This is a genomic window from Streptomyces sp. NPDC101237, assembly GCF_044767465.1.
GTDB lineage: Bacteria > Actinomycetota > Actinomycetes > Streptomycetales > Streptomycetaceae > Streptomyces > Streptomyces gramineus.
On sequence record NZ_JBIWNY010000017.1, the window covers coordinates 88,919 to 112,956 of the forward strand.

Consider the following 24,038-nt stretch of genomic DNA (forward strand, 5'->3'; position numbering starts at 1 on the left):
TCGCCGCCGGGTCCGTCCTACCTGATCCCCCTCGGGCTGTTGGGGGCCTTGGGGGCCCGGGGCTTGGTGCGGCTCAAGTCCAAGACCCGGGGGGGGCGGCCCGCCCCCCGGCGCCCTCGTCGTGCTCAGGGGCTCGGCGCGGTCAGGTAGCGCTGCAGGGTCGGCCCGAGCCACGCCAGCACCTCCTCCCGCTCCAGCGCCACCACCGGCGGGAGCCGCAGCACGAACCGGGTGAGGGCGAGCCCCAGCAGCTGCGCCGCGCACAGCCCCGCCCGTGCCTGCACCTGCTCGGGGTCGGGACACACCCGCCGGGCCATCGGGACCACCTGCTCCCGGAAGATGCCCTGCAGCCGCTCGGCGCCCGCCTTGTTGGTGATGCCGACCCGCAGCACCGCGGTGAACTCCTCGTTCTTCTCCCAGACGGTCAGGAAGTGGGCGACCAGCGTGCGCCCGGCCTCCTCGGGCGGCACCCGGGTCACGTCGGGCATCTGCAGGTCCAGCGCGACGGCGGCCGCGAACAGGCCGTCCTTGGTGCCGAAGTAGCGCATGACCATGGACGGGTCGATGCGCGCCTCCTTGGCGATGGCGCGGATGGTGGCCCGCTCGTAGCCGTCGGTGGCGAAGCGTTCGCGGGCCGCGGCGAGGATGGCGGAGCGGCTGGCGTCGGAGCGGCGAGCCGCCGGGCCGCCGGCGGGTTCTGTGGTTCCACTGGGAGAGCCGGTCATGCCCACGAGCGTAGGTCAACACTCGTAGGCCAACAAGTGTTGACTCGCCCGCCGGCCATGTCTAGGCTCGTCAACAAGCGTTGGCAAACAGGTGTTGGCAAACGATCGTTGGCCAACATTCGCCGGCACCCGACCGCCGGCACGCCCTCGTCGGCGAACAAGCGTCGGCGAACAAGCGTTGGCACACACACGTTGGCCAACAGGCGCAGGCACTGAGGAGGCCTCCCATGAACGGCCCGACCGCCACCACCCCCTCCCGCGTGATCGTCGTCGGCTCCGGCCCCACCGGCCTGCTCCTGGCCGGCGACCTCGCCGCCGCCGGCGTCCCGGTCACCCTCCTGGAGAAGCGACCGCACGGCATCAGCAACCTCTCCCGCGCCTTCGTCCTGCACGCCCGCGCCCTGGAGCAGCTCGACGCCCGCGGCCTCGCCGACGACATGGAGGCCCTCGGCAACCCGCTCACCCGGCTCAACCTCTTCGACGGCCTCACCCTCGACCTCGGCGCCCTCCCCTCCCGTTTCCGCCATGTGCTGGTGATCCCGCAGTACGAGGTCGAGAAGGTGCTGGAGCACCGCGCGGCCGACGCGGGCGTCGACTTCCGCTACGAGTCCGAGGTGACCGGCCTGAGCCAGGACGCCGACGGGGTCACCGTGCACGTCGAGGGCGGCGAGGACCTGCGCGCGGAGTACGTCGTCGGCACCGACGGCATGCGCAGCGCCGTACGGGAGGCGGTCGGGCTGCCGTTCCCGGGGAGGTCGGCCATCCGGTCCGTGGTCCTCGCCGACGTGCTGCTCGACGAGAAACCGCGGTCGCTGATCACGGCCGGTGCGGTCGGCGACGCCTTCGCCTTCCTCGCGCCGTTCGGCGACGGCTACCACCGGGTCATCTGCTGGCACCGCGGCCGGGACGTACCCGACCACGAGCCGGTCGACCTCGACGAGGTCAGGGAGATCACCCGGACGGCACTGGGCCGGGACTTCGGGATGCACGACGCCCGCTGGATGTCCCGCTTCCACAGCGACGAACGGCAGGCACCCCGCTACCGGGCCGGCCGGGTCTTCCTGGCCGGGGACGCGGCGCACGTGCACACCCCGGCGGGCGGCCAGGGCATGAACACCGGTCTGCAGGACGCGGCCAACCTGAGCTGGAAGCTCGCCGCCGTCCTGCACGGCCACGCGGATCCCGTGCTGCTCGACACCTACCAGAGCGAACGCCACCCGGTCGGCAGGTCGGTGCTGCGCAGCAGCGGCGCGATCGTCCGCCTGGCGATGGCCAAGGGCTGGCGGCTGCCGGTGCGTGGCGTGCTCATGGCCGCGCTCGCCCGGCTGGCTCCCGTCCGCGCCCGGATCACGGGGCAGGTCACGGGTGTCGGCTACCGGTACCCGGCGCCGCGGGGCGCCCACCCGCTGGTCGGGGCACGCGTTCCCGACCTCGCCCTGGCCGGCGGCGGACGGCTCTACGAGGAGCTGCGCGGCGGCCGGTTCGTCCTGGTCACGCCGGGCGCCCACGACCCCGGCGAGGGGCGCGCGGACCGGCTGGCCGTGGCGCACTGGGCGAGCGGCCGCGACACGACGCTGCTGGTGCGGCCCGACGGGTACGCGGCCTGGGCGGCACGGGACGCCCGGCCCACGGACATCGAGGCGGCGCTGGCCGCGCATGTCGGCTGAAGGGGCGTCATCGGCCGCGGACCGGCTCAGCCGACGGTGAAGTCGGTGACCTCGGTGTCCAGGGTGGTGCTGCCGTCCTCGGCGGTGGCCAGCACCGCGACGTGCCAGGTGCCGTGCGGCGAGGACGCGGCGTCGGCGGCGGAGACCACGGCCCGGTAGGTGCAGCGCGTGGTGTCGCCCTGGGCCGGCGCGCAGGTCGCCGACTCCACGCCGGCCATGTCCTTCGCGGTCAGCGGCTTCTTGGCGAACTCCGACTTCTGCGGCCAGGCCAGCACCTTCAGGCTCTTCACCCCGGAGGACGCGGTGACGTCGGTGGTGAAGGCGAGGGAACCGGCGTGGCCGCCGTCGGGCGCGGTGTAACGGGCGGTGCTGTGCGCGAAGGCGGGCGGCTGGTCCCCGGCGTAGGCGAGGGCGAAGGCACCGGCGCCCCCGAGGACGACGACACCACCGGCGACGGACAGCGCGATACGACGAGACATGACGGGTTCTCCCTGACTGGCTGAGGGCCGAGGCCCCGGATCGGTGGACCGGCGCCGTGTGCCGCGCCGTTGCACCGATGCTCGCAAGCCGGGCGGACCCCCGGCGTGAGCCCGGATACTCAACTCGGCCTGGGGGATACCCGGGTGGGACACGCAACACGCCCACCGCCCCGCACCCGTCCGCCGCACGCACAGCCGGCCCACCGCCCCGCGCCCGGCTGCCGCACGCACAGCCGGTCCACCGCCCCGCACCCGGCCGCCGCACCCGCGCAAGGGCCACCGCCCCGGACCCGGCGCCGGACACGCCGAGGGGGCGCCGGAACACCGGCGCCCCCTCCGTCGTACCGCCGGCCGCTACTGCGCCGCGGCGTCCGCCGCCTGGGCCCGCAGGGCGCGCTCTACGCCCGCCCGGGACTCCGAGACGAGACGGGCCAGGGCCGCGTTCGGCTCGGCCGTGGCCAGCCAGGTGTCCGTCCTCGCCACGGTCTCCTCGGAGACCTGGAGGGTCGGGTACAGGCCGACCGCGATCTGCTGGGCGATCTCGTGCGAGCGAGTGTCCCACACCGACTTCAGGACCTCGAAGTACCGCTCCGTGTACGGCGCCAGCAGCTCGCGCTGGTCCGTCTGGACGAAGCCGCCGATCACCGCCTCCTGCACGGCGTTCGGCAGCTTGTCGGACTCGATGACCGACGCCCACGCCTCGGCCTTGGCCTCCTCGGTCGGACGGGCCGCACGGGCGGTGGCCGCGTGGCGCTCGCCGGCGGCCGTCCGGTCCCGCTCGTACTCGGCGGCGATCTCCGTCTCGTCGAACCGGCCGACCGCCGCCAGCCGCTCCACGAACGCCCAGCGCAGGTCGGTGTCGACCGCCAGACCCTCGATGGTGTGGGTGCCCTCCAGCAGGCTGTCCAGGACGTCCAGCTGCTCCGGCGTGCGGGCGGTGGCCGCGAAGGCACGGGCCCAGGCCAGCTGGTGGTCGCCGGCCGGGGCCGCCGACCGCAGGTGGGCCAGGGTCGCGTCGGTCCAGCGGGTGAGGAGGGCCTCGCGGGCGGTCGGGTCGGCGTACAGCTCGACGGCCAGCTTCACCTGGCGCTGCAGCGACTGCACGACACCGATGTCGGACTCCTTGCCGATGCCGGCCAGCACCAGGGACAGGTACTCGCGGGCGGGCAGCTCGGCGTCGCGGGTCATGTCCCAGACCGACGCCCAGCACAGCGCGCGGGGCAGGGAGGACTCGAAGTCGCCCAGGTGCTCGGTGACGACGCGCAGCGACTGCTCGTCCAGGCGGACCTTCGCGTACGACAGGTCGTCGTCGTTGAGCAGGAACACCGCCGGCCGGCGGCGGCCGGTCAGCTGCGGCACGGCCGTCAGCTCGCCGTCCACGTCCAGCTCGATCCGCTCGGTGCGCACCAGCTTGCCGGTCGTCTCGTCCAGGTCGTACAGGCCGACCGCGATGCGGTGCGGGCGCAGGACCGGCTCGCCCTTGGCGCCGGCGGGCAGCGGCGGGGCCTCCTGGCGGATCGCGAAGGAGGTGACGACGCCGTCGGCGTCCGTCTCGACCTCCGGGCGCAGGATGTTGATCCCGGCGGTCTGCAGCCACTTCTTGGACCAGGTGCTCAGGTCCCGGCCGGAGGTCTCCTCCAGGGCGCCCAGCAGGTCCGACAGGCGCGTGTTGCCGAACGCGTGCCGCTTGAAGTACGCCTGCACGCCGGCGAAGAACTCGTCCATGCCGACGTAGGCGACGAGCTGCTTCAGGACGGAGGCGCCCTTGGCGTAGGTGATGCCGTCGAAGTTGACGAGGACGTCGTCCAGGTCACGGATCTCGGCCATGATCGGGTGCGTGGAGGGCAGCTGGTCCTGCCGGTACGCCCAGGTCTTCATGGAGTTCGCGAACGTCGTCCACGAGTGCGGCCAGCGCGAGCCGGGCGCGTACGCCTGGCAGGCGATGGAGGTGTAGGTGGCGAACGACTCGTTCAGCCACAGGTCGTTCCACCACTCCATGGTGACCAGGTCGCCGAACCACATGTGGGCCAGCTCGTGCAGGATCGTCTCGGCACGCGTCTCGTACGCCGCGTCGGTCACCTTGGACCGGAAGACGTACTGGTCGCGGATGGTCACCGCGCCCGCGTTCTCCATCGCGCCCGCGTTGAACTCCGGCACGAACAGCTGGTCGTACTTCTCGAACGGGTACGCGTAGTCGAACTTCTCCTGGAACCAGTCGAAGCCCTGCCGGGTGACCTCGAAGATCGCGTCCGAGTCCAGGAACTCGGCGAGCGAGGGACGGCAGTAGATGCCGAGCGGCACGCTCTGCCCGTCCTTCTCGTACACGCTGTGCACGGAGTGGTACGGGCCGACGATCAGCGCGGTGATGTACGACGAGATGCGCGGCGTCGGCTCGAAGGCCCAGACGTCGTCCTTGGGCTCGGGCGTCGGCGAGTTGGAGATGACGGTCCAGCCGCTCGGCGCCTTCACCGTGAACCGGAAGGTCGCCTTCAGGTCCGGCTGCTCGAAGCTGGCGAACACGCGGCGGGCGTCCGGCACCTCGAACTGGGTGTAGAGGTACGCCTGCTCGTCGACCGGGTCGACGAAGCGGTGCAGGCCCTCGCCCGTGTTGGTGTAGGCGCAGTCGGCCACGACCCGCAGGATGTTGCGGCCGGCCAGCAGGCCCGGCAGCGCGATCCGGGAGTCGGCGAAGACCTCGGCGACATCGAGCGGGTCGCCGTTCAGGGTGACCTCGTGGACCGCCGGGGCCACCAGGTCGATGAAGGAAGCGGCACCCGCTTCGGCGACGTCGAAGCGCACCGTGGTCACGGACCGGTAGGTACCGCCCTCCTGCGCGCCGGAGAGGTCGAGATCGATCTCGTACGAGTCGACAGTGAGCAGCTTCGCCCGCTGCTGTGCCTCTTCGCGAGTCAGGTTTGTGCCAGGCACGCGGTCATCTCCTCGTTATGTGTGGGTTGCGCCATCCTTCCACGCCTGCCCCGCCCCGGGCGACGAGGGAAAACCCCAGACATCGCCCGGACGGCGGGCCTCAGGCGGCCGTCGTGCCGCCGTCGACCGGCATCGCCGCGCCGGTGACGAAGGAGGAGCGGTCGCTGCACAGCCACAGCGCGGCCTCCGCGACCTCGGCGGGGCCGGCCATCCGCTTCTGCAGCGTCTCGCCCTCGAACCGCTCCCGCAGTTCCGGCGTCGTCCGCACGGCCCGGTCCATCATCTCGGTGCGGGTGCTGCCGACCACCAGCGCGTTGACCCGGATGCCGCGCTCCGCGTACTCGGCGGCGGCGGCCCGGGTCAGCCCGAGGACGGCGTGCTTGGCGGCCACGTACGCGGCCGACGCCCCGGTCGCCCGCTGCCCCGCGACGCTCGACGTGTTGACGATCGTGCCGCCGCCGGACCCGAGCATCTCGGGGATCTGGAAGCGCAGGCAGTTCCACACCCCGCGCACGTTGACGTCCATGGTCCGCTCGTAGACGTCCTGGCCGGTCTCGTGCAGCTCGGTGCCGGCGGTCCCGAACCCGGCGTTGTTGAAGGCGCAGTCCAGGCGGCCGAAGGCGGCGACGGCGGCGCGCACCACCTGCTCGACGTCCTCGGCCGAGGCCACGTCCGCGGGGACGGCCAGGGCCCGGCCGCCGGCGGCGCCGATCTCGTCGGCCAGCGCGGACAGCCGCTCCGTGCGCCGCGCCGTCAGCACGACGGCCGCCCCCTCCCGCGCGAACAGCCGCGCGGCGGCCGCCCCGATCCCGCTGGAGGCACCGGTGATCATGACGACCTTGCCGTCGAGGACACGCGAGGTCCCGCAGGACGGATGACTGTGGGTCATGGTGTCGGGGTTCCCCTTCGACGACGAGCGGTGCGGTGACGCGCCCGAAGGGGCGCTGGGGACACCCCCGGCCGCGGGCGGGGGAGGAACGGCGCGACCGGCCAGGACGGCGCCGCGCCCGCCGACGGCGGCGGAACGTGGCACCCCCTGAGGCGCACGGCGCCTACGCGGACAGCTCCGCCGCCACCAGCTCGGCGATCTGCACGGCGTTCAGCGCGGCCCCCTTGCGGAGGTTGTCGTTGGAGATGAACAGCGCGATCCCGTTGTCCACCGTCTCGTCGCGGCGGATCCGGCCGACGTACGAGGCGTCCCGGCCGGCCGCCTGCAGCGGGGTCGGGATGTCGGACAGCTCGACGCCCGGGGCGCCGGCGAGCAGCTCGGTGGCGCGCTCCGGGCTGAGCGGGCGGGCGAACCGGGCGTTGATCTGGAGGGAGTGGCCGGAGAACACCGGGACACGGACGCAGGTGCCGGAGACCTTGAGGCCGGGCAGTTCCAGGATCTTGCGGGACTCGTGGCGCAGCTTCTGCTCCTCGTCGGTCTCGTTGAGACCGTCCTCGACGAGGTTGCCGGCGAAGGGGAGCACGTTGAAGGCGATGGGCCGCTTGTAGACCTGCGGCTCGGGGAAGTCGACCGCGCCGCCGTCGTGGGTGAGCTTGTCGGCGTCGGCGGCGACCTTCTGCACCTGCCCGTGCAGCTCGGCGACGCCCGCGAGACCGGAGCCGGAGACCGCCTGGTAGGTGGTGGCGACCAGCGCCTCGAGGCCCGCCTCCGCGTCCAGCACCTTCAGGACCGGCATGGCGGCCATCGTGGTGCAGTTCGGGTTGGCGATGATGCCCTTGGGCCGGTCGGCGATCGCGTGCGGGTTGACCTCGGAGACCACCAGCGGGACGGCGGGGTCCTTGCGCCAGGCGGAGGAGTTGTCGATGACGACGGCGCCCTGGGCGGCGACCTTCTCGGCGAGCGCCTTCGAGGTGGATCCGCCGGCCGAGAACAGCACGATGTCCAGGCCGGTGTAGTCGGCGGCCGCCGCGTCCTCCACGGTCACGCCGTCCAGGACGGTCCCCGCGGAACGGGCCGAGGCGAACAGCCGCAGCTCGGTGACCGGGAAGTCGCGCTCCGCGAGGATCCTGCGCATGACCGTGCCGACCTGACCGGTGGCTCCGACGATTCCGACCCTCACGGTGACTCCCTCTGCGAACGGTGACGTGTGTCTACGGCCTTTCCATCATGCGGCCGACCCGGGTCAGCCTGTCCAATTCTTTGCCCGCCATGCTCGAGGGACGGACAGCGCACCCCGTGGAACTCCCGTCGGCACCTGCGCTGAGCTGCATAAATTGGCCCCGCACGGGGTCCGGGCCGCAAGCTGTGCCGCGTGGCGGGCCGGTGTGACGTACGCCTCGCACACCCTTTCGGGGGCCGCGGAAAAGATGTCCGGGCGCCGGGCGAACGTTTCCGGGGCCCCCGGCGTCGTAGGGGAAACGTGGTGAGGGGGGTGGGGTGTGCTGCGCGGAAAGGCCCGCCGGGCCCAGGGGGACCAGCACGGTGATCCTCTGGACGCGGACCAGGAACGCCGGGTGCGGGCGGTGCTCGCGCTGGGCGGCGTACCGCAGGCGGACCTGGCGGACGGCGTGCAGCAGGTCCGCCTGCGGCTGCTGGAGCGGGCCGCGAACGGGCAGGAGGCGCCGCGGGACGTGTCGGCGTGGGCGGCGGTGGTCGCCTCGAACCTCGCCATGGACTGGCACCGCGCCAAGCGCCGCCAGGAACGTCTCGGCGAACGCCTGGCCGCCCTGCGCGCCCCCGACCACGTCGGCGGCGAGGACAGCAGCCTGCTGTCCGTAGCCGTCGCCCGGGGCCTGGACGAACTGCCCGACGCCCAGCGCCAGGTCCTCGTCCTGCGTTTCTACGCCGACCTGCCGGTGCGCGGGATAGCCGAGGAGCTGGGCATCCCCGAGGGCACGGTCAAGAGCCGGCTGCACTCGGCGGTACGCGCCCTGCGCACCCGCCTGCACGAGGACGAGGTGGTGTGACCATGCCCGCCGCACACGACGGCCGCGACGGTCCGGGCGAGGACGTCGAGGCCCTGTTCGCGGTCCTCATGGAGGAGCCGCTGACCGACGCGCAGCGCGCCGATCCCGCCTTCATGGCCGAGCACCGGGTCGCCGCCGCCGACGTGTCCCTGCTGCGCGCGCAGCTCGGGAGCCTCGGCGACGCGCTCGCCGGGCCGCGCCGGGTGCCCCGGCCCGAGCCCCGCCCGGCCCGCCGGCATCCCGGCATGCGCTCCCTGGGTCTCGTCTGCGCGCTCGCGGCCGCCTTCGCCTGCGCCGTCCTCGGCGTCGGCCGGCTCGGCGCGCACGGCACCGACGACAAGGCGGCCGGGGCCGCCGCCGACAGCGCGGCGGCCGGCGAGTCCGGCGCGAAGTCCGCCGCCGGACCCGGCTACCTGGCCTGCGCCCGGCTGGTGGCCGAGGGCACCGTCACCGGGGTGACGCACCTGCCGGGCACCGGGACGGAACGGGTCACCCTGCGCGTGACCCGCGCCTACAAACCGGCGCGGACGGCCCCGGAGGTCGACGTGGTCGTCGGGTCCGACGCCCGGATCCGCGCCGGGTCCCGGCTGCTGGTCGGCGTCGCCCGGGACGCGGCCGCGGCCGACCTGTACGCCGTGGGCGAGGCCGAGATCGCGCCGCAACGCGCCTGGATCGTCCGGGACCTGCCCGGATCGCGGACGGCGTCCTGCCCCGGCACATGACGAGGCGGGCGCCCCCCCGGGGGGAACGCCCGCCTCGGTGGCCGGTCCCCTACGGGACGACCTTGTCGATCCTCACGTTGCCGGTGCCCGCGACCGTGCCGCGCGCGTTGACCAGCTGGACCCGGCCGAAGAACTCACGTCCCTGGGGGGCCGCCGCCACCGCCGTGACCTGGCCGCTCACCGTGGCCGAGGCACCGGTGCCCAGCTTGACCGGGGCCGCGCCGTCGACCGTGACGGCGCCGAGCGCGGCGGAGAAGAACACGTCCCGGTAGGAGTAGTCGGTGGCGCCGGACGGCACCGAGTACCCGACGACCTTGACCGTGTAGGTGCCGGCGGCGGGCGAGGCGATGGAGACCGCCTCCTCCGAGTCGCCGTCGGCGGACTGCGCGACCTGCTTGCCGGACGCGTCGTACACCGTCAGGTCGAGGTCGGCCGCCGTGTCCGAGACCCCTCCGATGGCGACGTCGAGCGACGTGGCACCGGCCGGGACGTCCACCGTGGTGGTCTGCGTCTCGCCCTCCTTGATCGAGGGACGGGTCGTTTTGGACGAGCCGAGCGGACCGCCGACCAGCTTGCCGTCGAGCGCGGCGAACTTGTTGGTCACCTTCCACGAGGCGGTGGCCGGGACGCCGGCCTTGGCCTCGGGCAGGGTCACGGTCTGCGGGTCGAAGACCGCGCCGAGCACGGTGACACCCAGCTTGTACGGGTTGTCGAGCAGCGGCGAGGTGCGGCGCGCCTCGACCTCGATCTCCCAGACGCCGGCCTGCGGGTCGGCGTAGGAGCGGACGTCCGGCTTGCAGCCGTTGCCGTCGAGGTAGTTGTTGTAGCAGTACGGGGTGCCGGTGTTGTCGACCGGAGTGCCGTACGGGTGGATGGAGATGAACCGGGTCTGGCTCCTGTCGGCCAGCCCGCTCATCGCGACCTCCAGCGACGTGGCGCCCTCGGGCACGGTCACGAAGTACGAGGTGGAGCTGTTGCGCTGCACCGAACCGGACGCCGCGAAGGTGTGGTTCACGGGCGCCGAGACCACGACGGTCGCCAGGATCTGCTGGTCCACACCCTCGGTGCGCGGGTCGTCGACCTCCAGGATCGCCGACTTGATGCCGGAACTCTTCGGCTTCGCCTGGACCGTGACCGTCACCGGCCGGTTCAGCGGCAGCTTCACCTCGTCGTCGCCGAGGATCTTGAAGGTGTGCCCGGCGTTGTTCTCCAGGCGCAGTTCGTGCCGGAGCGCCTTGTCCGGGCCGGAGGTCCGGGTGACGGTGATGTCGTAGGTCTTCTTCTGGCCGGCCTTCAGGCCGCCCTCGCGGTCGTACAGGCCGGTGCCGAAGCCCGGGGTCTTCAGCGCGTAGTCGATCGCGGTGTCGACGGGCGCCTTGACGGTGTAGTCGTGCGCGGTGGCGTGGTCGCGGATGGACTCCCAGGCGTCGACGACGTCGATGCGGCCCGCGCCCTCCTCGTACGCCTGCACGTCCTTGATGTGGTGGGCGGTCGAGGTCAGCGCCGTGCGCAGGTCGGCGGGGGAGAGGGCGAGGTGCTTCTCCTTCGCCGCCGACAGCAGCAGCGCGGAGGCGCCGGCCGCCTGCGGGGAGGCCATCGAGGTGCCCTGGAGCATGGAGTAGCCGGCCGGCAGCGAGTAGCCCGCCTCGGCGACCGGGGAGCCCGGCAGCCAGGTCTGGGTGGTGTTGATCGCGGCGCCGGGGGCGACCAGTGTCGGCGTGAAGCCGCCGTCCTCCCGCGGACCGCGCGAGGAGAAGGGCAGCAGCTGGTACTTGGTGGTCACCTGGGAGCCGTAGTTGGCGGCCCAGGTGTCCCGGGAGATGCCCGCGCCGACCGAGATGACCTTGTCGGCCAGGCCCGGGTCGCCGATGGTGTTCGCGCCCGGTCCTGAGTTGCCCGCGGAGATCACCAGCTGCACGCCGTAGGTGTCGATGAGGCGGGTGTACAGCTCGGCGCGCGCGTTGTTGCCGTCGTTGAGCGCCGGCAGACCGCCGATGGACATGTTGACGATGTCGACGCCGCGGTTGGCGACCAGGTCGATCATGCCCTCGGTGAGCGCGACGTTGGTGCAGCCGCCGGTCCAGGTGCAGGCCCGGGAGGAGACGATCTTCGCGCCCGGTGCCGCGCCGTTCATCTTCCCGCCGAACAGGCCGTTGGCGGCGGTGATGCCGGCCACGTGGGTGCCGTGCTCGGACTCGATGACCCCGATGTTGACGAAGTCCGCGGTCTTGCCGACCCAGTCCCCGCCGTAGGGGTCCATCGGGACGTCCTTGCGGATCTGCACGACGAACGGCTGCCGCTCGACGACGTCGGTCGCCGGGTTGTCGGTGCCGAAGTAGCCGACCTGGAAGCCGTCCTTGTACGGCTTCATCGGCTTGTCGTCGGCGAAGTCGCGGTTGTTGTTCAGGTCGACGGTGACCGTGCCGGCCGCCGGGTCGTAGAGCACGCCCCAGCTGTCGGTGGTGTCCCCGTCCCGGTTGGCGTCACCGGCCGCGTCACCGCCCGCGGTGTACGACTCCTTGAACGTGCTCACCTGGTACGACCCGGCGGGCGCCGTCCAGGTCTGGCCGCCGTAGCTGAAGCTCGGCCCGGACACGGCCGTGACCATGGGCCGCCAGGTCTGGTCGCTGTCGACGATCGGGTCGGTCGAGGTGATCCAGTCGACGATCTTCCGCTCGCCCGTGGTGGTCCTCTGCAGCGCCGGGTGGCCGAGGTCCACGCCGGAGTCCAGGATGCCGATCGTGACGCCCCGGCCGTCCGCCTTCGGGTGGTCCTCGACGAAGTCGACGGCGCCGGTCTCGAAGGAGGGGTTGTACGGGTTCCGCGCCGCGGTGTTCTTCCCCGGCGCCGGATAGGTCTTCGCGGACCCGGCCGTCCTGGCGGTGTCCGCCACCGCCGGGTCGTCGAGCGGGATCTCCTGGCGCAGGTCGATCGCGTGCACCGAGGACAGCTTCGCGGCGGCGGCGATCGCCGCCGCCGCCCGCGCGGTGGGGACGGTGGCACGGACGTAGCCGAGCCCGTCGTACGTACGGCCCACCGAGCCGCCCTTGACGCCGTCCAGCTCCTCGGCGACCTGCGCCGTCCTGCCCGGCGCGGTCGCGATCATCATCGTGACGTTCTTGGCACCGTCGGCCCTGGCCTCGGCGAGCAGCGCGGCGTCGTCCGAACCGAGCTTGTCGTGGGCCGACTTGACGTCCGTGGCGGCGGGCGGGGCCGGGGTCGCGGCGGCGGCCGCCGCCAGGGGTATCGGTCCCGCGGCGGAGAGCGCGGCCACGACACCGACGGCGAGGGCCATCCGGCCCAGACGTCTGTGGCCCGGTATCGGGTCGTGCTGGGGGCTGAGGGTCATCTGCATCCCTTGCAGGTAAAGGAACGAGCATGGAACGTCCGGAATCCGGTCAAGAACCGGCACGCAGGCGCACAGCTTTCCCCAAGGGAACGGTCTTTTGGGAACGTTGACCGAATCGATATGAACGTATGGGGAAAACCCCCTATCGGTGCCCTTGCCGTGAAAGGAAATCCGGTGGCCGCGGGCGTCCCGGGGCCCTACCGTGCCGGTGTGCGCGAGAAGCTGAGGGTGGCGGCCTACGCCGTGTGCGTCCGCGACGGACAGGTCCTGCTGGCCCGGTCGCCCGCCGAGGACGGAACCCCCGAGTGGGTGCTGCCCGGCGGCGGCATGGAGCACGGCGAGGACCCCTACGACACGGTCCGCCGCGAACTCATGGAGGAGACCGGCTACCACGTCGAGGTGACCGGCCTGCTCGGCATCGACTCCTTCCACCGGCCCTTCGCCCGCGGGACCCTGCTGTCCCGCACCACCGACCACCACCACGTGCGGATCGTCTACAGCGCCGAGATCGCCGGCGGCGAGCTGCGCGACGAGGTCGACGGCTCCACCGACATGGCCGCCTGGCACGACCTGGACGCCGTGCCGGACCTCCCGCACATCCGGCTCGTCGACGTCGCCCTGCGGCTGTGGCGGGAGCGGCCCGCGGCGGGACGGCTCGCCGACGAGCGGGCGTAGCGGCCGACGCGCCCACGGCACCCGCCCGGCGGTCCTCGCCACGGCCCGCCTGTCCTCGCAGCCGCCCGGCGCTCCCCGCGGCGGCCGTCGCGGTCGTCGCACTCGTAAGCGCCGGAGCCCCTCCCCTTCCCCGTCAGATGAACGCGGAGTGACCGCACCCCGGCCGCCCGCGATCCGCTCCATGACCGGTCCCCACCTCACCTGATCCACGTACGGTGATCGGCGCCGCGCGTTGCCGTCGCGTTCACGCGCAGGCCATCCCCGGTGCCAACGATCCAGAGTGAGCGGGAAGTTCGCGGAAGCGATCGCCCGCGACCACTGCCGGACGCGTTCGCACTCGGGGAGACCGCGCCATGTCGCGCATACGCTCAGTCGCCACCTCCGCGGCCCAGAAGGGCCGCGAGGCACTGGAGATCAACCGCCGCACCGTGCTCGCCACCGCCGGAGCCGTCTCGCTCTCCGCGGGCGTCGGCCTCGCCCTGCGCCCCACCGCCGGCCAGGCCGCGCCCGCCGCGCCCGGGGAGCAGCAGCCGGTCGCCGAGGGCCGCCCCGCCGCCGCGGCGCCCCTCGCGCCCTACACCAAAGGCACCACCGTGGCCTCCGTCGCCACGCCCCGGAACGGCTCCGGCTACCGGCGGCTCGGCGACGGCACCGGCTGGGCCCGCGTCCTGCGCTCCGACCTGGCCGCCGCGGGGTCCGGCCGGGCCGGCCGCCGTACCGCTCTGGCCTCGTTCGTGCAGTTCACCGACCTGCACCTGATGGACGTCCAGCACCCGCTGCGCCTGGAGTACCTGCGCGCCCACGACCCGCACGCCTGGCGCCCGCACGAGGCCCTCACCGTGCCCGGCGCGATCTCCCTCGTCGAGCGGGTCAACGCGCTGCGCGGCGCCCCGGTCACCGGCTCCCCGCTGCACTTCGTGATGACGACCGGCGACAACACCGACAACAACGCGCACTCCGAACTGGAGTGGTTCATGAAGGTGATGAGCGGCGGCCGGATCACCCCCAACAGCGGCGACCCCACGCACTACGAGGGCGTGCAGAACAGCGGCCTGAAGCAGTACTGGCAGGCGAGCTCCACCGTCCGCGACGACGACAAGGCCCTCGGCTTCCCGCACCTGGCCGGCTTCCTCGCCGCCGCCGTCCGCGAGGTGAACAGCCCCGGCCTCAACCTGCCCTGGTACTCCACCGTCGGCAACCACGACGCCCTGCCGCTCGGCTGCTTCGGCTCCCACGCCGACCCCTACCTGGCCGCCGCCGCGGTCGCCGGCAAGAAGCTGATGACGGTGACCGACGCCGAGGCCAAGAAGCTCCAGGACGCGATCCGCACCGCCGCGGACCTGAAGGGCAGCGGCTACCGCGACTTCCTCAAGGCCCACGCCCGGTCGGCGCGTTCGGTCACACCGGACCCCAAGCGCGCCCCGTACACCGCCGCGGACTACCTCAAGGCCCACCTGGACCCGGCCTACCAGGGCCTCGGCCCGGTCGGCCACGGCTACTCCTCCGCGAACCTGGCCGCCGGCACCCAGTACTACGCCTTCCGCGTCTCCGACGACGTCATCGGCGTCAGCCTGGACACGACGGACGCCGGCGGCCACTACGACGGATCGATCGGCACGGCCCAACTGGCATGGCTGGAGCGGACCCTGCGGGAGAACAGGGACTCCTACGCGGTCGTCTTCAGCCACCACACCAGCAAGACGATGACCAACACCCGCCCGGACCCGGCCCGTCCGGGCGACCGCCGCCACTCGGGCGCCGAACTGGTCAGCCTCCTCAACCGGCACGCGAACGTGCTCGCCTGGGTCAACGGCCACATCCACCGCAACCTCATCACCCCGCACCAGGCCTCCAACGGCAACGCCTTCTGGGAGATCACCACCGCCTCGCACGTCGACCACCCGCAACTGGCCCGGGTCGTGGAACTGGCCGACAACAAGGACGGCACGGTCTCGCTCTTCACCACGCTGATCGAGTCGGCGGCCCCGCACCGCACCGACTTCTCCGACCTCTCCCAGACCGGCCTCGCCGCCCTCTACCGCGAACTGGCCTTCAACGCGCCCGGAGCCAGCAAGGTCCTCGGCGGCGACGCCGTCGACCGGAACACCGAGCTGGTCCTCAAGAAGGGCTGAAACCCGCCCAACCGGTCCACAGCCGGGCAACCTCCCCGATCACGCCGGTGTCCCTCTCCCCAGCCGGGTACCACGACCACGGCGACCCGACCGGGGGAGAGACATGTTCCTACGTACGGCACTGGTGGCGGCCACCGCGGTGGCCCTGTCGGCGGCACTCCTGGCACCGGCGGCGGCGGCACCCGCCGCCGGCCACGGGGCCACCCGCGAGGCGGTGCGGACCGCGGTCGCGGCGGGCGTGCCCGGGGTGACGGCCACCGCCCGCGACCCGCACGGCACCTGGTCCACCACGGCCGGGGTGGGCGACACCCGGACCGGCGCGCCGCGCTCCGCCCTGGACCACTACCGGGTCGGCAGCATCACCAAGACGTTCGTCGCCACCGTCCTGCTCCAACTGGAGTCGGAGGGCCGCCTGTCCCTCGACGACACCGTGGACACATGGCTGCCCGGAGTGGTCCGGGGCCACGGCAACGACGGCCGCCGCGTCACCGTCCGCCAACTCCTCGACCACACCAGCGGCATCTTCAACTACACCTCGGACGAGGACTTCGCCCGCACCTACTTCCTGAAGGACGGCTTCCTCCGGCACCGGTACGACACCCTGACGCCCGCCGCGCTCGTCGCCCTCGCGACGCGGCACGAACCGGGCTTCGCACCGGGCACGGACTGGTCCTACTCCAACACCAACTACGTCCTGGCCGGCATGGTGATCGAGGCGGTCACCGGCCACTCGTACGCCCGGGAGATCACCCGCCGGGTGATCGAGCCGCTCCACCTGACGGGCACCTCGGTCCCCGGCACCCGCACGACCCTGCCGAGCCCGAGCAGCCGCGCCTACTCGAAGCTCTCGGACACCGCCACCGGACCCACCTACGACGTCACCGCCCTCAACCCCTCCCTGGCCTCCTCGGCCGGCGAGATCATCTCCACCTCCGCCGACCTGACCCGCTTCTACCAGGCCCTGCTGCGCGGCCGGCTGCTGCCCGCGCACCAGCTGAAGGAGATGAAGACCACGGTCCCCGTCCCCGGCGACCCCGACAGCGCCTACGGACTCGGCCTGATCGACCGCACCCTCTCCTGCGGCGTCCACGTCTGGGGCCACGACGGCGGCATCCACGGCTCCTCCTCCACGGCGGCCACCACCGCCGACGGCCGCCACGCCCTGGCCGTGAACTTCAACGGCGACTGGACGGGCGACCCGGGCACGGTCCTGGACGCGGAGTTCTGCGGAAGCTGAGCGGCCCGGCCGCGTGCCCCTCGCGCGAGCGCCCGGAAGAATCCGCGGCGGCGATGTCGAGAACGCGCGGCCGGCTCCGTCCCAGGGGCGAGCGCGGCCACAATGGGCCGTACGAGCACCGAGGAGAACCACCATGGCGAAGTACCTGCTGCTCAAGCACTACCGGGGCGCTCCGGCCGCGGTCAACGACGTCCCCATGGACCGGTGGACCCAGGAGGAGATCTCGGCCCACATCCGCTACATGAACGACTTCGCGGCCCGCCTGGAGGAGTCCGGCGAGTTCGTGGACGGCCAGGCCCTCGCCCCGGACGGCATGTGGGTCCGCTACGACGGCGAGGGGCGGCCGCCGGTCACCGACGGGCCGTTCGCCGAGACCAAGGACGTCATCGCCGGCTGGATGGTGATCGACGTCGACAGCCAGGAGCGGGCCGTGGAGCTGGCCGGTGAGCTGTCGGCCGCTCCCGGAGCCGGCGGAAGGCCGATCCACGAGTGGCTGGAGGTGCGCCCGTTCCTGACCGCGCAGCCCACCATCGAGGAGTCCTGCCACTGATGGACGAGGTCCTGCTCAGGAGCCTCACCCCGGGCGTGCTCACCGTCCTCGTGAGCCGCGGAGCCGGTTTCGCGGCGGCCGAGGACGCCGTGCAGGAGGCACTGGTGGAGGCGGTCCGGGTGTGGCCCGCCGACCCGCCGCGGGACCCGAAGGGCTGGCTGGTCACCGTGGCCTGGCGGCGGTTCCTCGACGCCGCCCGCGCGGACGCCGCCCGCCGCCGGCGCGAGGACCGCGTGGACGACGAGCCGCCGCCCGGCCCGGTCCCCGGCGCCGACGACACCCTCCGGCTCTACTTCCTGTGCGCGCACCCCTCGCTGACCCCCTCCGCCGCCGTCGCGCTCACCCTGCGGGCCGTCGGCGGCCTCACCACCCGCCAGATCGCCCGGGCCTACCTCGTCCCGGAGGCGACCATGGCCCAGCGGATCAGCCGCGCCAAGCGCACGGTCTCCGGCGTCCGCCTGGACCGGCCCGGCGACGTCGGAACCGTGCTGCGCGTCCTCTACCTGGTCTTCAACGAGGGCTACTCCGGTGACGTCGACCTCGCCGCGGAGGCCGTCCGGCTGACCCGGCAGCTCGCCGCCCGGGTCGACCACCCCGAGGCGGCCGGGCTGCTCGCGCTGATGCTGCTCCACCACGCCCGCCGGGCCGCCCGCACCGGGCCCGACGGCAGCCTGGTGCCCCTCGCCGAGCAGGACCGCGGCCGGTGGGACACCGCTCTGATCGCCGAGGGCGTCGGGATCCTCCAGGGCGCCCTCGCCCGCGACCGCCTCGGCGAGTACCAGGCCCAGGCCGCCGTCGCCGCCCTGCACGCGGACGCGCCCACCGCCGCGGAGACCGACTGGGTGCAGATCGTCGAGTGGTACGACGAACTCGCCCGGCTGACCGGCAGCCCCGTGGTCCGGCTCAACCGCGCGGTCGCCGTCGGCGAGGCCGACGGACCCCGCGCCGGCCTCGCCGCCCTCGCCGGCCTCGACGCGTCCCTGCCCCGGTACGCCGCGGTCGCCGCCCACCTGCACGAGAGGGACGGCGACCGGGCGACCGCGGCGCGGCTGTACGCCGAGGCGGCCCGCAGGGCCACGCATCTCGCCGAGCGCGACCACCTGACCCGCCGGGCCGCCCGGCTCAACGCCCGCGGCTGACGTCCGCGTACGTCCGGGTGGCCCGCTTGCCGATTCTTTGCCGTCGGCCGGGCCGCTCCCGCGCCGCCCGCCACCCCGGTGGTGGCCGGTGGAACCGCAGGTCACAGGCGTGACAACGAAGGCCGTCCGGGGGTGCTGAGCGTGCGTGTCCCGGCACGCACCGTGTAAATGAATCGGACTCCGGCGCGAGACATGCCGTTCATCCGAATGAAACGTCCGTACCGCCTCATATCGGCTAACCCGCGGTTCCCGGGGATGGCTCGATCTGGTGCAAGGCAGGTGTTCGTGTGGGCGCTCGGCTCGGACTTCGTGTGCTCTCGGTCTACGAGGGCTTTTTCTCCGGGGGAGCCCGGATCGTGCACAGTGATGTGCTGCTGGGTCTGGTGGAGGGCGGACAGCAGTGGCACCGTGTGCTGAGTCTGCACGGTGAGGTCCACCGGGAAGCCACCACGCAGCGCATGGAGGACGACGCCTGCTACCGCACGCTCACGGCGGGCGGCGTCGAGGTGACGTCGCTGGGCCGCACCGCCGGACTCGTGGACGGCACCGTGGCGGCGTCGGTTTTCAGCGGACCCGAACTGGCCGATACCGCACGGGCGATGGCCGGCGCGGACGTCATCCTCTCGCTGAAGGAGCAGCCGCTCGCGCTGCTCAACCAGGCCGGCCTGCCCCGCCGCCCCGTCGTGGTCTGCCTGCACCGGTCCGACCCCGAGAACCAGGGTCCGGCCCTGGACGAGCTGAGGACCGCCATCGCGGACGGGAAGGTCGTGGCGTGCGTCTGCTGCGCCGAGTCGACGCGGGACGCCTACGAGGCGGCCGGCATCCCCGGTGAGCTGCTGCACGTCATCCCGAACGGCGTCGACCTGCTCCGCTTCCGGCCGGACGCGGCGCTGCGCCTCGCCTTCCGCGCGTCGGCCGGGATCCCGGCCGACGCCCCCGTGGTCGTCTTCGCCGCCCGGTACGCCGCCATGAAGAACGTGCCGCTCTTCCTGCGGGCGGCCCGCGCCTGGCTGGCCCGCGAGGGCGGTGGCCACGTCGTCCTGTGCGGTGCCGGGATGAGCGGGGACAACCCCGCGCTGTGGGCCGACATGGAGATCGCCTTCGGCGCCGACCGGGCCGCCCTCGGCGACCGCGTGCACCTGCTGGGCGTCCGGCAGGACATGGAGGCCGTCTACGCCGGGTCCGACGTCGTCGCCCTGACCTCCGTCTCGGGCGAGGCGGCTCCGCTGTGCCTGATCGAGGGCATGATGTGCGGTGCCGTACCGGTGACGACCGACGTCGGCGACAGCGCGTCCATCGTCGAGGGCCACGGACTGGTGACGCCCTTCGACCCCGACGCGATCGCCTTCGCGTGGTCGGCGGCGGTGGCCGAGCGCGAGGCGTTCGCACCGGCGCTGCTCGCCGTCCGGGAGCGGTTCAGCCGTACCCGGATGATCGCCGCGTACGCGGACCTGCTCGACCGCGTGGCCGGCGACGTCCGCGACGAACTGCGTCCGGGCGTCGGCGGGCAGTAGCGGGAACGCCGAGGGGCCGTCGGTCCCCCTCCGAACCGACGGCCCCTGCGCTCCCCTCCGGATTCCCCCCTCGGTTACCGGGGCAGCACCACGACATGCGCGGCCGGCTCCCGGTCGGCGGAGGCCATCAGCGCGGTGCGGACCACCGCGGCCTGCTGCTCCATCGTGTCGCGGAGCTTCCTCGGGGTGAGGTGGACGACGGTGATGCCCAGCCGCTCCAGGTGCTCCCGCTTGCTGGCGTATTCGGACCACAGCGCGTCCTCGTCCTGTCGCGGTGCACGGGTGTCCAGCTCCACGGCGACGGCCTGCTCCGGCCAGTAGGCGTCCACGCCGCCCAGGTGCGGGCCGCCGGCCAGGCGCAGGTCGACGTTCCACACCGGGTCGGGCAGACCGTGCTCGCGGACCATCCGGTACAGGCGGTCCTCGGCGATGGCCCGGCCCTCGGCGACCAGCGAGTCGACGGCGTCGACCACGTGCGGGCGGGACAGCAGCTTCGCCTCGTTCAGCGCCCGCACCACCGCGGCCGGTTCGCAGTGGTGGCCGCGGACCGCCTCGGTCAGCAGCCGGCGCACCGCCTCCGCGTCGGTCAGGTCCGCCACCGCGTCCGCGAGGGCGCGCGGCACCGGCGCGACCGGCAGGCCGGTCACCGCCTCGGGGGTCGGCAGGGCCGGGGTGCGCAGCACCCGGACGTAGGAGGTGGAGCGGATCCGGCGCAGGCGCGGGACCAGGACGTCCACGCGCTCCAGGGAGAGCAGCGGCGGGGTGACCGAGAAGCCGTGCAGGGTCAGCGCGGCCAGGCCGGTGATCATCGCCTCCGGGTAGACCGTGCGGTGCGGGGAGCCGGCGCCGGGCTGCGCGGGGACACCGGGGGCGGGCTCGCGGGCGGCGAACAGCAGCGCCCCGTGCAGGCGTTCCTCGCTGGTGGGCGCTCCCGGGTGGAGCAGGACGACGCCGGGCAGCAGCTGCTGCCAGGGTCCGTCGGCCCGGCACTGCTCGGTGATCTCGGCGGCCGGAACGCCGTGGGAGCGGAGCTGAGTCGTCGTCAGCACCCGGCGGTGGACGTCGGAGAGGTGGCGGAGGGGGCGGGGGGAGAGCGGGGTGTTGTGGGTCATGGACCGGAGATTCCCGCGTCCGGACTGCCCGGTAACCGCTGTTACGTTCCTGTTGAAGAATGCGGACAGAATGGTGCTAAAGGTCAGGTGTTCGAGTGCCGAGTAGGAGCCGAAAACCCCTGGTCCGATCGAGTGCGGACCAGGGGTTACGGCCATGATGGAATGAATTCCGTAACGGTCACCCGGCGGCCAACCCAAGGCCAAAGGTCAGCCGGTGACGGCCTTCGCGTCGCACTCCTGTCCGCGCAGCGTCCGGGCCAGGTCGTCCCGGGCCTCCAGGACCAGCCGGCGCAGCGCCGCGGGCGCCTCGGCGCGGGCCGCGAGCCAGGCGTCCGTCGCCTCCAGCGTCTCGGGACGGTCCTGGAACGCCGGGTACAGGCCCCGCACCACGTCCATGCCGATCTGGATCGAGCGCTCCTCCCAGATCCGCGCGATGACCTCGAAGTACTTCTGCGCGTAGGGCGCCAGCAGGTCCCGCTGCGAGGCCTGGGAGAAGCCCGCGATGGTCGCCTCCACCAGCGCGTTGGACAGCGCCTGCGACTCCACGACCTGCGCCCAGGCCTGCGCCTTCACCGCCGCCGAGGGCCGCGCCGCCAAGCAGCGCACCTGGTGCCGCTTGCCGGACGCGGTGTCGTCCCGGGTCAGTTCGGCCGCCAGCACCGCCTCGTCGGCCGCGCCGTGCGCGGCGAGGGGTTCGAGGAACGCCCAGCGCAGCTCCTGGTCCACGTCCAGGCCGTCGATCGCCACCGTGCCCGCCAGCAGGTCGCCGAGCAGCCGCAGGTCCGCCTCGTCGGCCGCCGTCGACGCGAAGAACCGCGCCCAGGCCAGCTGGTGCTCGCCGCCCGGCTCGGCCGCCCGCAGCTCCCGCAGGGCGCCCTCCGCCAGCAGCCGCCCGGCCGCCTCCCGGCCCTGGGGCGCCACGTAGTGCACCAGCGCCGACTCCGCCCAGGCGTGCAGCATCTGCAGCACCCCGATGTCCGACTCACGGCTCGCGAACCGCAGCACCAGGCCGACGAAGTCCCGGGCCGGCAGCAGCGCGTCCCGGGTCAGGTTCCACAGCGCCGACCAGCACAGCGCACGGGCCAGCGGGTCGGTCAGGTCGCCCAGGTGGTCCCGGAGCGTCGCCAGCGACGCCTCGTCGAAGCGGATCTTGCAGTAGGTGAGGTCGTCGTCGTTGACCAGGACCAGCTCCGGGGCCTCGGCGCCCGCCAGGTCGGCGATGACCGTGCGCGGGCCGTCGACGTCCGCCTCCGCGCGCGCGTAGCGCTCCAGCGCGCCCTCGGCCGTACGGCGGTAGAGACCGACCGCGACCCGGTGCGGGCGCAGCTCGGGGTGCGACTCGGCGGCCTCCTGGACCACCGCCAGCTCGTCGATCCGGCCGTCCGCGGCGAGCAGCACCTGCGGCGTCAGCGAGTTCACCCCGGCCGTCTGCAGCCACTTGCGCGACCACGCGCCCATGTCCCGGCCGCTGGTCTCCTCCAGCACCGACAGCAGGTCGCCGAGCCGGGTGTTGCCGTACGCGTTGCGCTTGAAGTAGCGGCGGGCACCCTCCAGGAACGCGTCCTGGCCGACGTACGCCACCAGCTGCTTGAGCACGGAGGCGCCCTTGGCGTAGGTGATGCCGTCGAAGTTGAGCTTGGCGTCCTGGAGGTCGCGGATGTCGGCCGTGATCGGGTGCGTGGACGGCAGCTGGTCGGCGCGGTAGGCCCAGGCCTTGCGGCGGTTGGCGAAGGTGGTCCACGCGTTGGTGAAACGCGTCGCGCCGACGTTCGCGAACGTGCCCATGAAGTCCGCGAAGGACTCCTTCAGCCACAGGTCGTCCCACCACACCATGGTGACCAGGTCGCCGAACCACATGTGCGCCATCTCGTGCAGGATGACGTTGGCCCGCGCCTCGTAGGACGCCTGGGTCACCTTGCCCCGGAAGATGTACTCCTCCCGGAAGGTCACCAGACCCGGGTTCTCCATCGCGCCGAGGTTGTACTCCGGCACGAACGCCTGGTCGTACTTCCCGAACGGGTACGGGTAGTCGAAGTGGTCGTGGAAGAAGTCCAGGCCCTGCCGGGTGACCAGGAACACGTCGTCCGCGTCGAAGTAGGGCGCCAGGCCCTTGCGGCACATCGCGCCGAGCGGGATCTCCAGCGTCGTCCCGTCCGGGAGCGTGCGCGTGTAGAGGTCCGTCACGTAGTGGTAGGGACCGGCCACCACGCAGGTGATGTACGTCGAGATGGGCTTCGTCTCCGCGAACCGCCACACCCCGTCGGCGAGTTCACCGGCCCCGTTGCTCCACACCGTCCACTCCTCGGGCGCCCGCACCTCGAAGCGGAACGGCGCCTTGAGGTCCGGCTGCTCGAAGGTGGCGAAGACCCGCCGGGAGTCGGCCGGCTCGTACTGCGTGTAGAGGTAGACCTCGCCGTCCTCGGGGTCGACGAAACGGTGCAGGCCCTCACCGGTCCGGGAGTAGGCGCACCGCGCGTCCACCACCAGCTCGTTCTCCGCGGCCAGGTCCTCCAGGGCGATCCGGGCGCCGTCGAAGACCTCGCCCGGGTCGAGGTCCTTGCCGTTCAGGGTCACGGCCGTCACACCCGGCGCCACCAGGTCGGCGAAGCTCGACGCGCCCGGTTCGTTGCAGCGGAACCGGATCGTGGTCACCGAGCGGAAGGTGCGCGGCTCGGCCTGGCCCTCGCCGACGGCCGACCGCACGTCCAGCGATACGTCGTAGCTCTCCACCGACAGCAGTGCGGCCCGCTCACGGGCCTCGTCACGGGACAGATTCTCACCGGGCACGGGCGGCACTCCCTCATCGTTGTCGGTCGCCGGAACAGCACCGATCCTCCCATGCGCACCTGACCGGGGGGACCCGGGAATGGGGTCGGGGGTGACGGTGTTGCCG

Annotated in this window: 17 protein-coding genes; 9 read left to right on the forward strand and 8 right to left on the reverse strand. The window is 73.0% G+C overall.

Annotated features, from left to right (window positions below):
- Positions 1–125: 125 nt before the first annotated feature.
- Positions 126–725 carry a TetR family transcriptional regulator gene (locus tag ACIRQ9_RS25370; RefSeq protein ID WP_404177711.1) on the reverse strand — a complete coding sequence of 200 codons (600 nt, stop codon included), beginning with the start codon at positions 723–725 and terminating at the stop codon, positions 126–128.
- Positions 726–952: 227 nt separating this feature from the next.
- On the opposite strand from ACIRQ9_RS25370, the gene ACIRQ9_RS25375 reads away from it, so the two are divergent.
- A complete protein-coding gene (locus ACIRQ9_RS25375; RefSeq protein WP_404177715.1) occupies positions 953–2,392 on the forward strand; it encodes an FAD-dependent monooxygenase in 1,440 nt (479 codons plus the stop codon).
- A gap of 26 nt (positions 2,393–2,418) precedes the next feature.
- On the opposite strand, the gene ACIRQ9_RS25380 is transcribed toward ACIRQ9_RS25375, so the two are convergent.
- From ACIRQ9_RS25380 to ACIRQ9_RS25395, 4 genes are all read right to left on the reverse strand, one after another.
- Positions 2,419–2,871: a DUF5707 domain-containing protein gene (locus ACIRQ9_RS25380; protein WP_404177718.1), complete on the reverse strand. Its 453-nt coding sequence runs from the start codon at positions 2,869–2,871 to the stop codon at positions 2,419–2,421.
- Positions 2,872–3,225: 354 nt separating this feature from the next.
- Positions 3,226–5,799 (reverse strand): aminopeptidase N, encoded by a 2,574-nt coding sequence (gene pepN, locus ACIRQ9_RS25385; RefSeq protein ID WP_404177721.1) that lies wholly within the window; start codon positions 5,797–5,799, stop codon positions 3,226–3,228.
- A gap of 100 nt (positions 5,800–5,899) precedes the next feature.
- Positions 5,900–6,688: an SDR family NAD(P)-dependent oxidoreductase gene (locus ACIRQ9_RS25390; RefSeq protein ID WP_404177724.1), complete on the reverse strand. Its 789-nt coding sequence runs from the start codon at positions 6,686–6,688 to the stop codon at positions 5,900–5,902.
- A gap of 163 nt (positions 6,689–6,851) precedes the next feature.
- Positions 6,852–7,868 (reverse strand): aspartate-semialdehyde dehydrogenase, encoded by a 1,017-nt coding sequence (locus ACIRQ9_RS25395; protein ID WP_404177727.1) that lies wholly within the window; start codon positions 7,866–7,868, stop codon positions 6,852–6,854.
- 319 nt (positions 7,869–8,187) lie between these two features.
- Between ACIRQ9_RS25395 and ACIRQ9_RS25400 the strand changes: the two genes are divergently transcribed.
- Positions 8,188–8,715 (forward strand): RNA polymerase sigma factor, encoded by a 528-nt coding sequence (locus tag ACIRQ9_RS25400; protein ID WP_404177730.1) that lies wholly within the window; start codon positions 8,188–8,190, stop codon positions 8,713–8,715.
- Between the two features lie 2 nt (positions 8,716–8,717).
- A complete protein-coding gene (locus ACIRQ9_RS25405) occupies positions 8,718–9,437 on the forward strand; it encodes a hypothetical protein (RefSeq protein ID WP_404177733.1) in 720 nt (239 codons plus the stop codon).
- Between the two features lie 49 nt (positions 9,438–9,486).
- Here the strand turns inward: ACIRQ9_RS25405 and ACIRQ9_RS25410 are convergent, their stop codons facing one another.
- A complete protein-coding gene (locus ACIRQ9_RS25410) occupies positions 9,487–12,786 on the reverse strand; it encodes a S8 family serine peptidase (RefSeq protein ID WP_404177736.1) in 3,300 nt (1,099 codons plus the stop codon).
- Positions 12,787–12,996: 210 nt separating this feature from the next.
- Here ACIRQ9_RS25410 and ACIRQ9_RS25415 point away from each other — a divergent pair, with 210 nt between their 5' ends.
- From ACIRQ9_RS25415 to ACIRQ9_RS25440, 6 genes are all read left to right on the forward strand, one after another.
- A complete protein-coding gene (locus ACIRQ9_RS25415) occupies positions 12,997–13,461 on the forward strand; it encodes an NUDIX hydrolase (RefSeq protein WP_404177739.1) in 465 nt (154 codons plus the stop codon).
- A 353-nt stretch (positions 13,462–13,814) separates the two neighbouring features.
- Entirely contained in the window at positions 13,815–15,593 is a 1,779-nt protein-coding gene (locus ACIRQ9_RS25420) for a TIGR03767 family metallophosphoesterase (protein WP_404177741.1), read from the forward strand.
- A gap of 103 nt (positions 15,594–15,696) precedes the next feature.
- Entirely contained in the window at positions 15,697–16,830 is a 1,134-nt protein-coding gene (locus tag ACIRQ9_RS25425; RefSeq protein WP_404177742.1) for a serine hydrolase domain-containing protein, read from the forward strand.
- A gap of 133 nt (positions 16,831–16,963) precedes the next feature.
- On the forward strand, positions 16,964–17,380 hold the full coding sequence (locus tag ACIRQ9_RS25430; RefSeq protein WP_404177745.1) for a YciI family protein: 417 nt from the start codon (positions 16,964–16,966) through the stop codon (positions 17,378–17,380).
- The gene (locus ACIRQ9_RS25435) at positions 17,380–18,519 is read left to right on the forward strand and encodes an RNA polymerase sigma factor (protein ID WP_404177748.1); all 1,140 of its coding nucleotides are present in this window, start codon (positions 17,380–17,382) and stop codon (positions 18,517–18,519) included. Before ACIRQ9_RS25430 ends, ACIRQ9_RS25435 begins: the two co-directional genes overlap by 1 nt.
- Before the next feature lie 311 nt (positions 18,520–18,830).
- Positions 18,831–20,033, forward strand: a complete 1,203-nt coding sequence (locus tag ACIRQ9_RS25440; RefSeq protein WP_404177956.1) for a glycosyltransferase — start codon at positions 18,831–18,833, stop codon at positions 20,031–20,033.
- Positions 20,034–20,107: 74 nt separating this feature from the next.
- Here ACIRQ9_RS25440 and ACIRQ9_RS25445 read toward each other — a convergent pair whose 3' ends face one another.
- Together ACIRQ9_RS25445 and pepN (ACIRQ9_RS25450) are read right to left on the reverse strand one after the other, a co-directional pair.
- Positions 20,108–21,145, reverse strand: coding sequence for a hypothetical protein (locus ACIRQ9_RS25445; RefSeq protein ID WP_404177751.1), 1,038 nt, complete (start codon positions 21,143–21,145; stop codon positions 20,108–20,110).
- A 207-nt stretch (positions 21,146–21,352) separates the two neighbouring features.
- Positions 21,353–23,932 carry an aminopeptidase N gene (pepN, locus tag ACIRQ9_RS25450; protein WP_404177754.1) on the reverse strand — a complete coding sequence of 860 codons (2,580 nt, stop codon included), beginning with the start codon at positions 23,930–23,932 and terminating at the stop codon, positions 21,353–21,355.
- Positions 23,933–24,038 lie beyond the last annotated feature (106 nt).

Coding starts and splice junctions, on each gene's coding strand:
- ACIRQ9_RS25370 (WP_404177711.1), bottom strand. CDS start 725: ATGACCGGCTCTCCCAGTGGAACCACAGAACCCGCCGGCGGCCCGGCG.
- ACIRQ9_RS25375 (WP_404177715.1), top strand. CDS start 953: ATGAACGGCCCGACCGCCACCACCCCCTCCCGCGTGATCGTCGTCGGC.
- ACIRQ9_RS25380 (WP_404177718.1), bottom strand. CDS start 2,871: ATGTCTCGTCGTATCGCGCTGTCCGTCGCCGGTGGTGTCGTCGTCCTC.
- ACIRQ9_RS25390 (WP_404177724.1), bottom strand. CDS start 6,688: ATGACCCACAGTCATCCGTCCTGCGGGACCTCGCGTGTCCTCGACGGC.
- ACIRQ9_RS25405 (WP_404177733.1), top strand. CDS start 8,718: ATGCCCGCCGCACACGACGGCCGCGACGGTCCGGGCGAGGACGTCGAG.
- ACIRQ9_RS25410 (WP_404177736.1), bottom strand. CDS start 12,786: ATGACCCTCAGCCCCCAGCACGACCCGATACCGGGCCACAGACGTCTG.
- ACIRQ9_RS25420 (WP_404177741.1), top strand. CDS start 13,815: ATGTCGCGCATACGCTCAGTCGCCACCTCCGCGGCCCAGAAGGGCCGC.
- ACIRQ9_RS25425 (WP_404177742.1), top strand. CDS start 15,697: ATGTTCCTACGTACGGCACTGGTGGCGGCCACCGCGGTGGCCCTGTCG.
- ACIRQ9_RS25430 (WP_404177745.1), top strand. CDS start 16,964: ATGGCGAAGTACCTGCTGCTCAAGCACTACCGGGGCGCTCCGGCCGCG.
- ACIRQ9_RS25435 (WP_404177748.1), top strand. CDS start 17,380: ATGGACGAGGTCCTGCTCAGGAGCCTCACCCCGGGCGTGCTCACCGTC.
- ACIRQ9_RS25445 (WP_404177751.1), bottom strand. CDS start 21,145: ATGACCCACAACACCCCGCTCTCCCCCCGCCCCCTCCGCCACCTCTCC.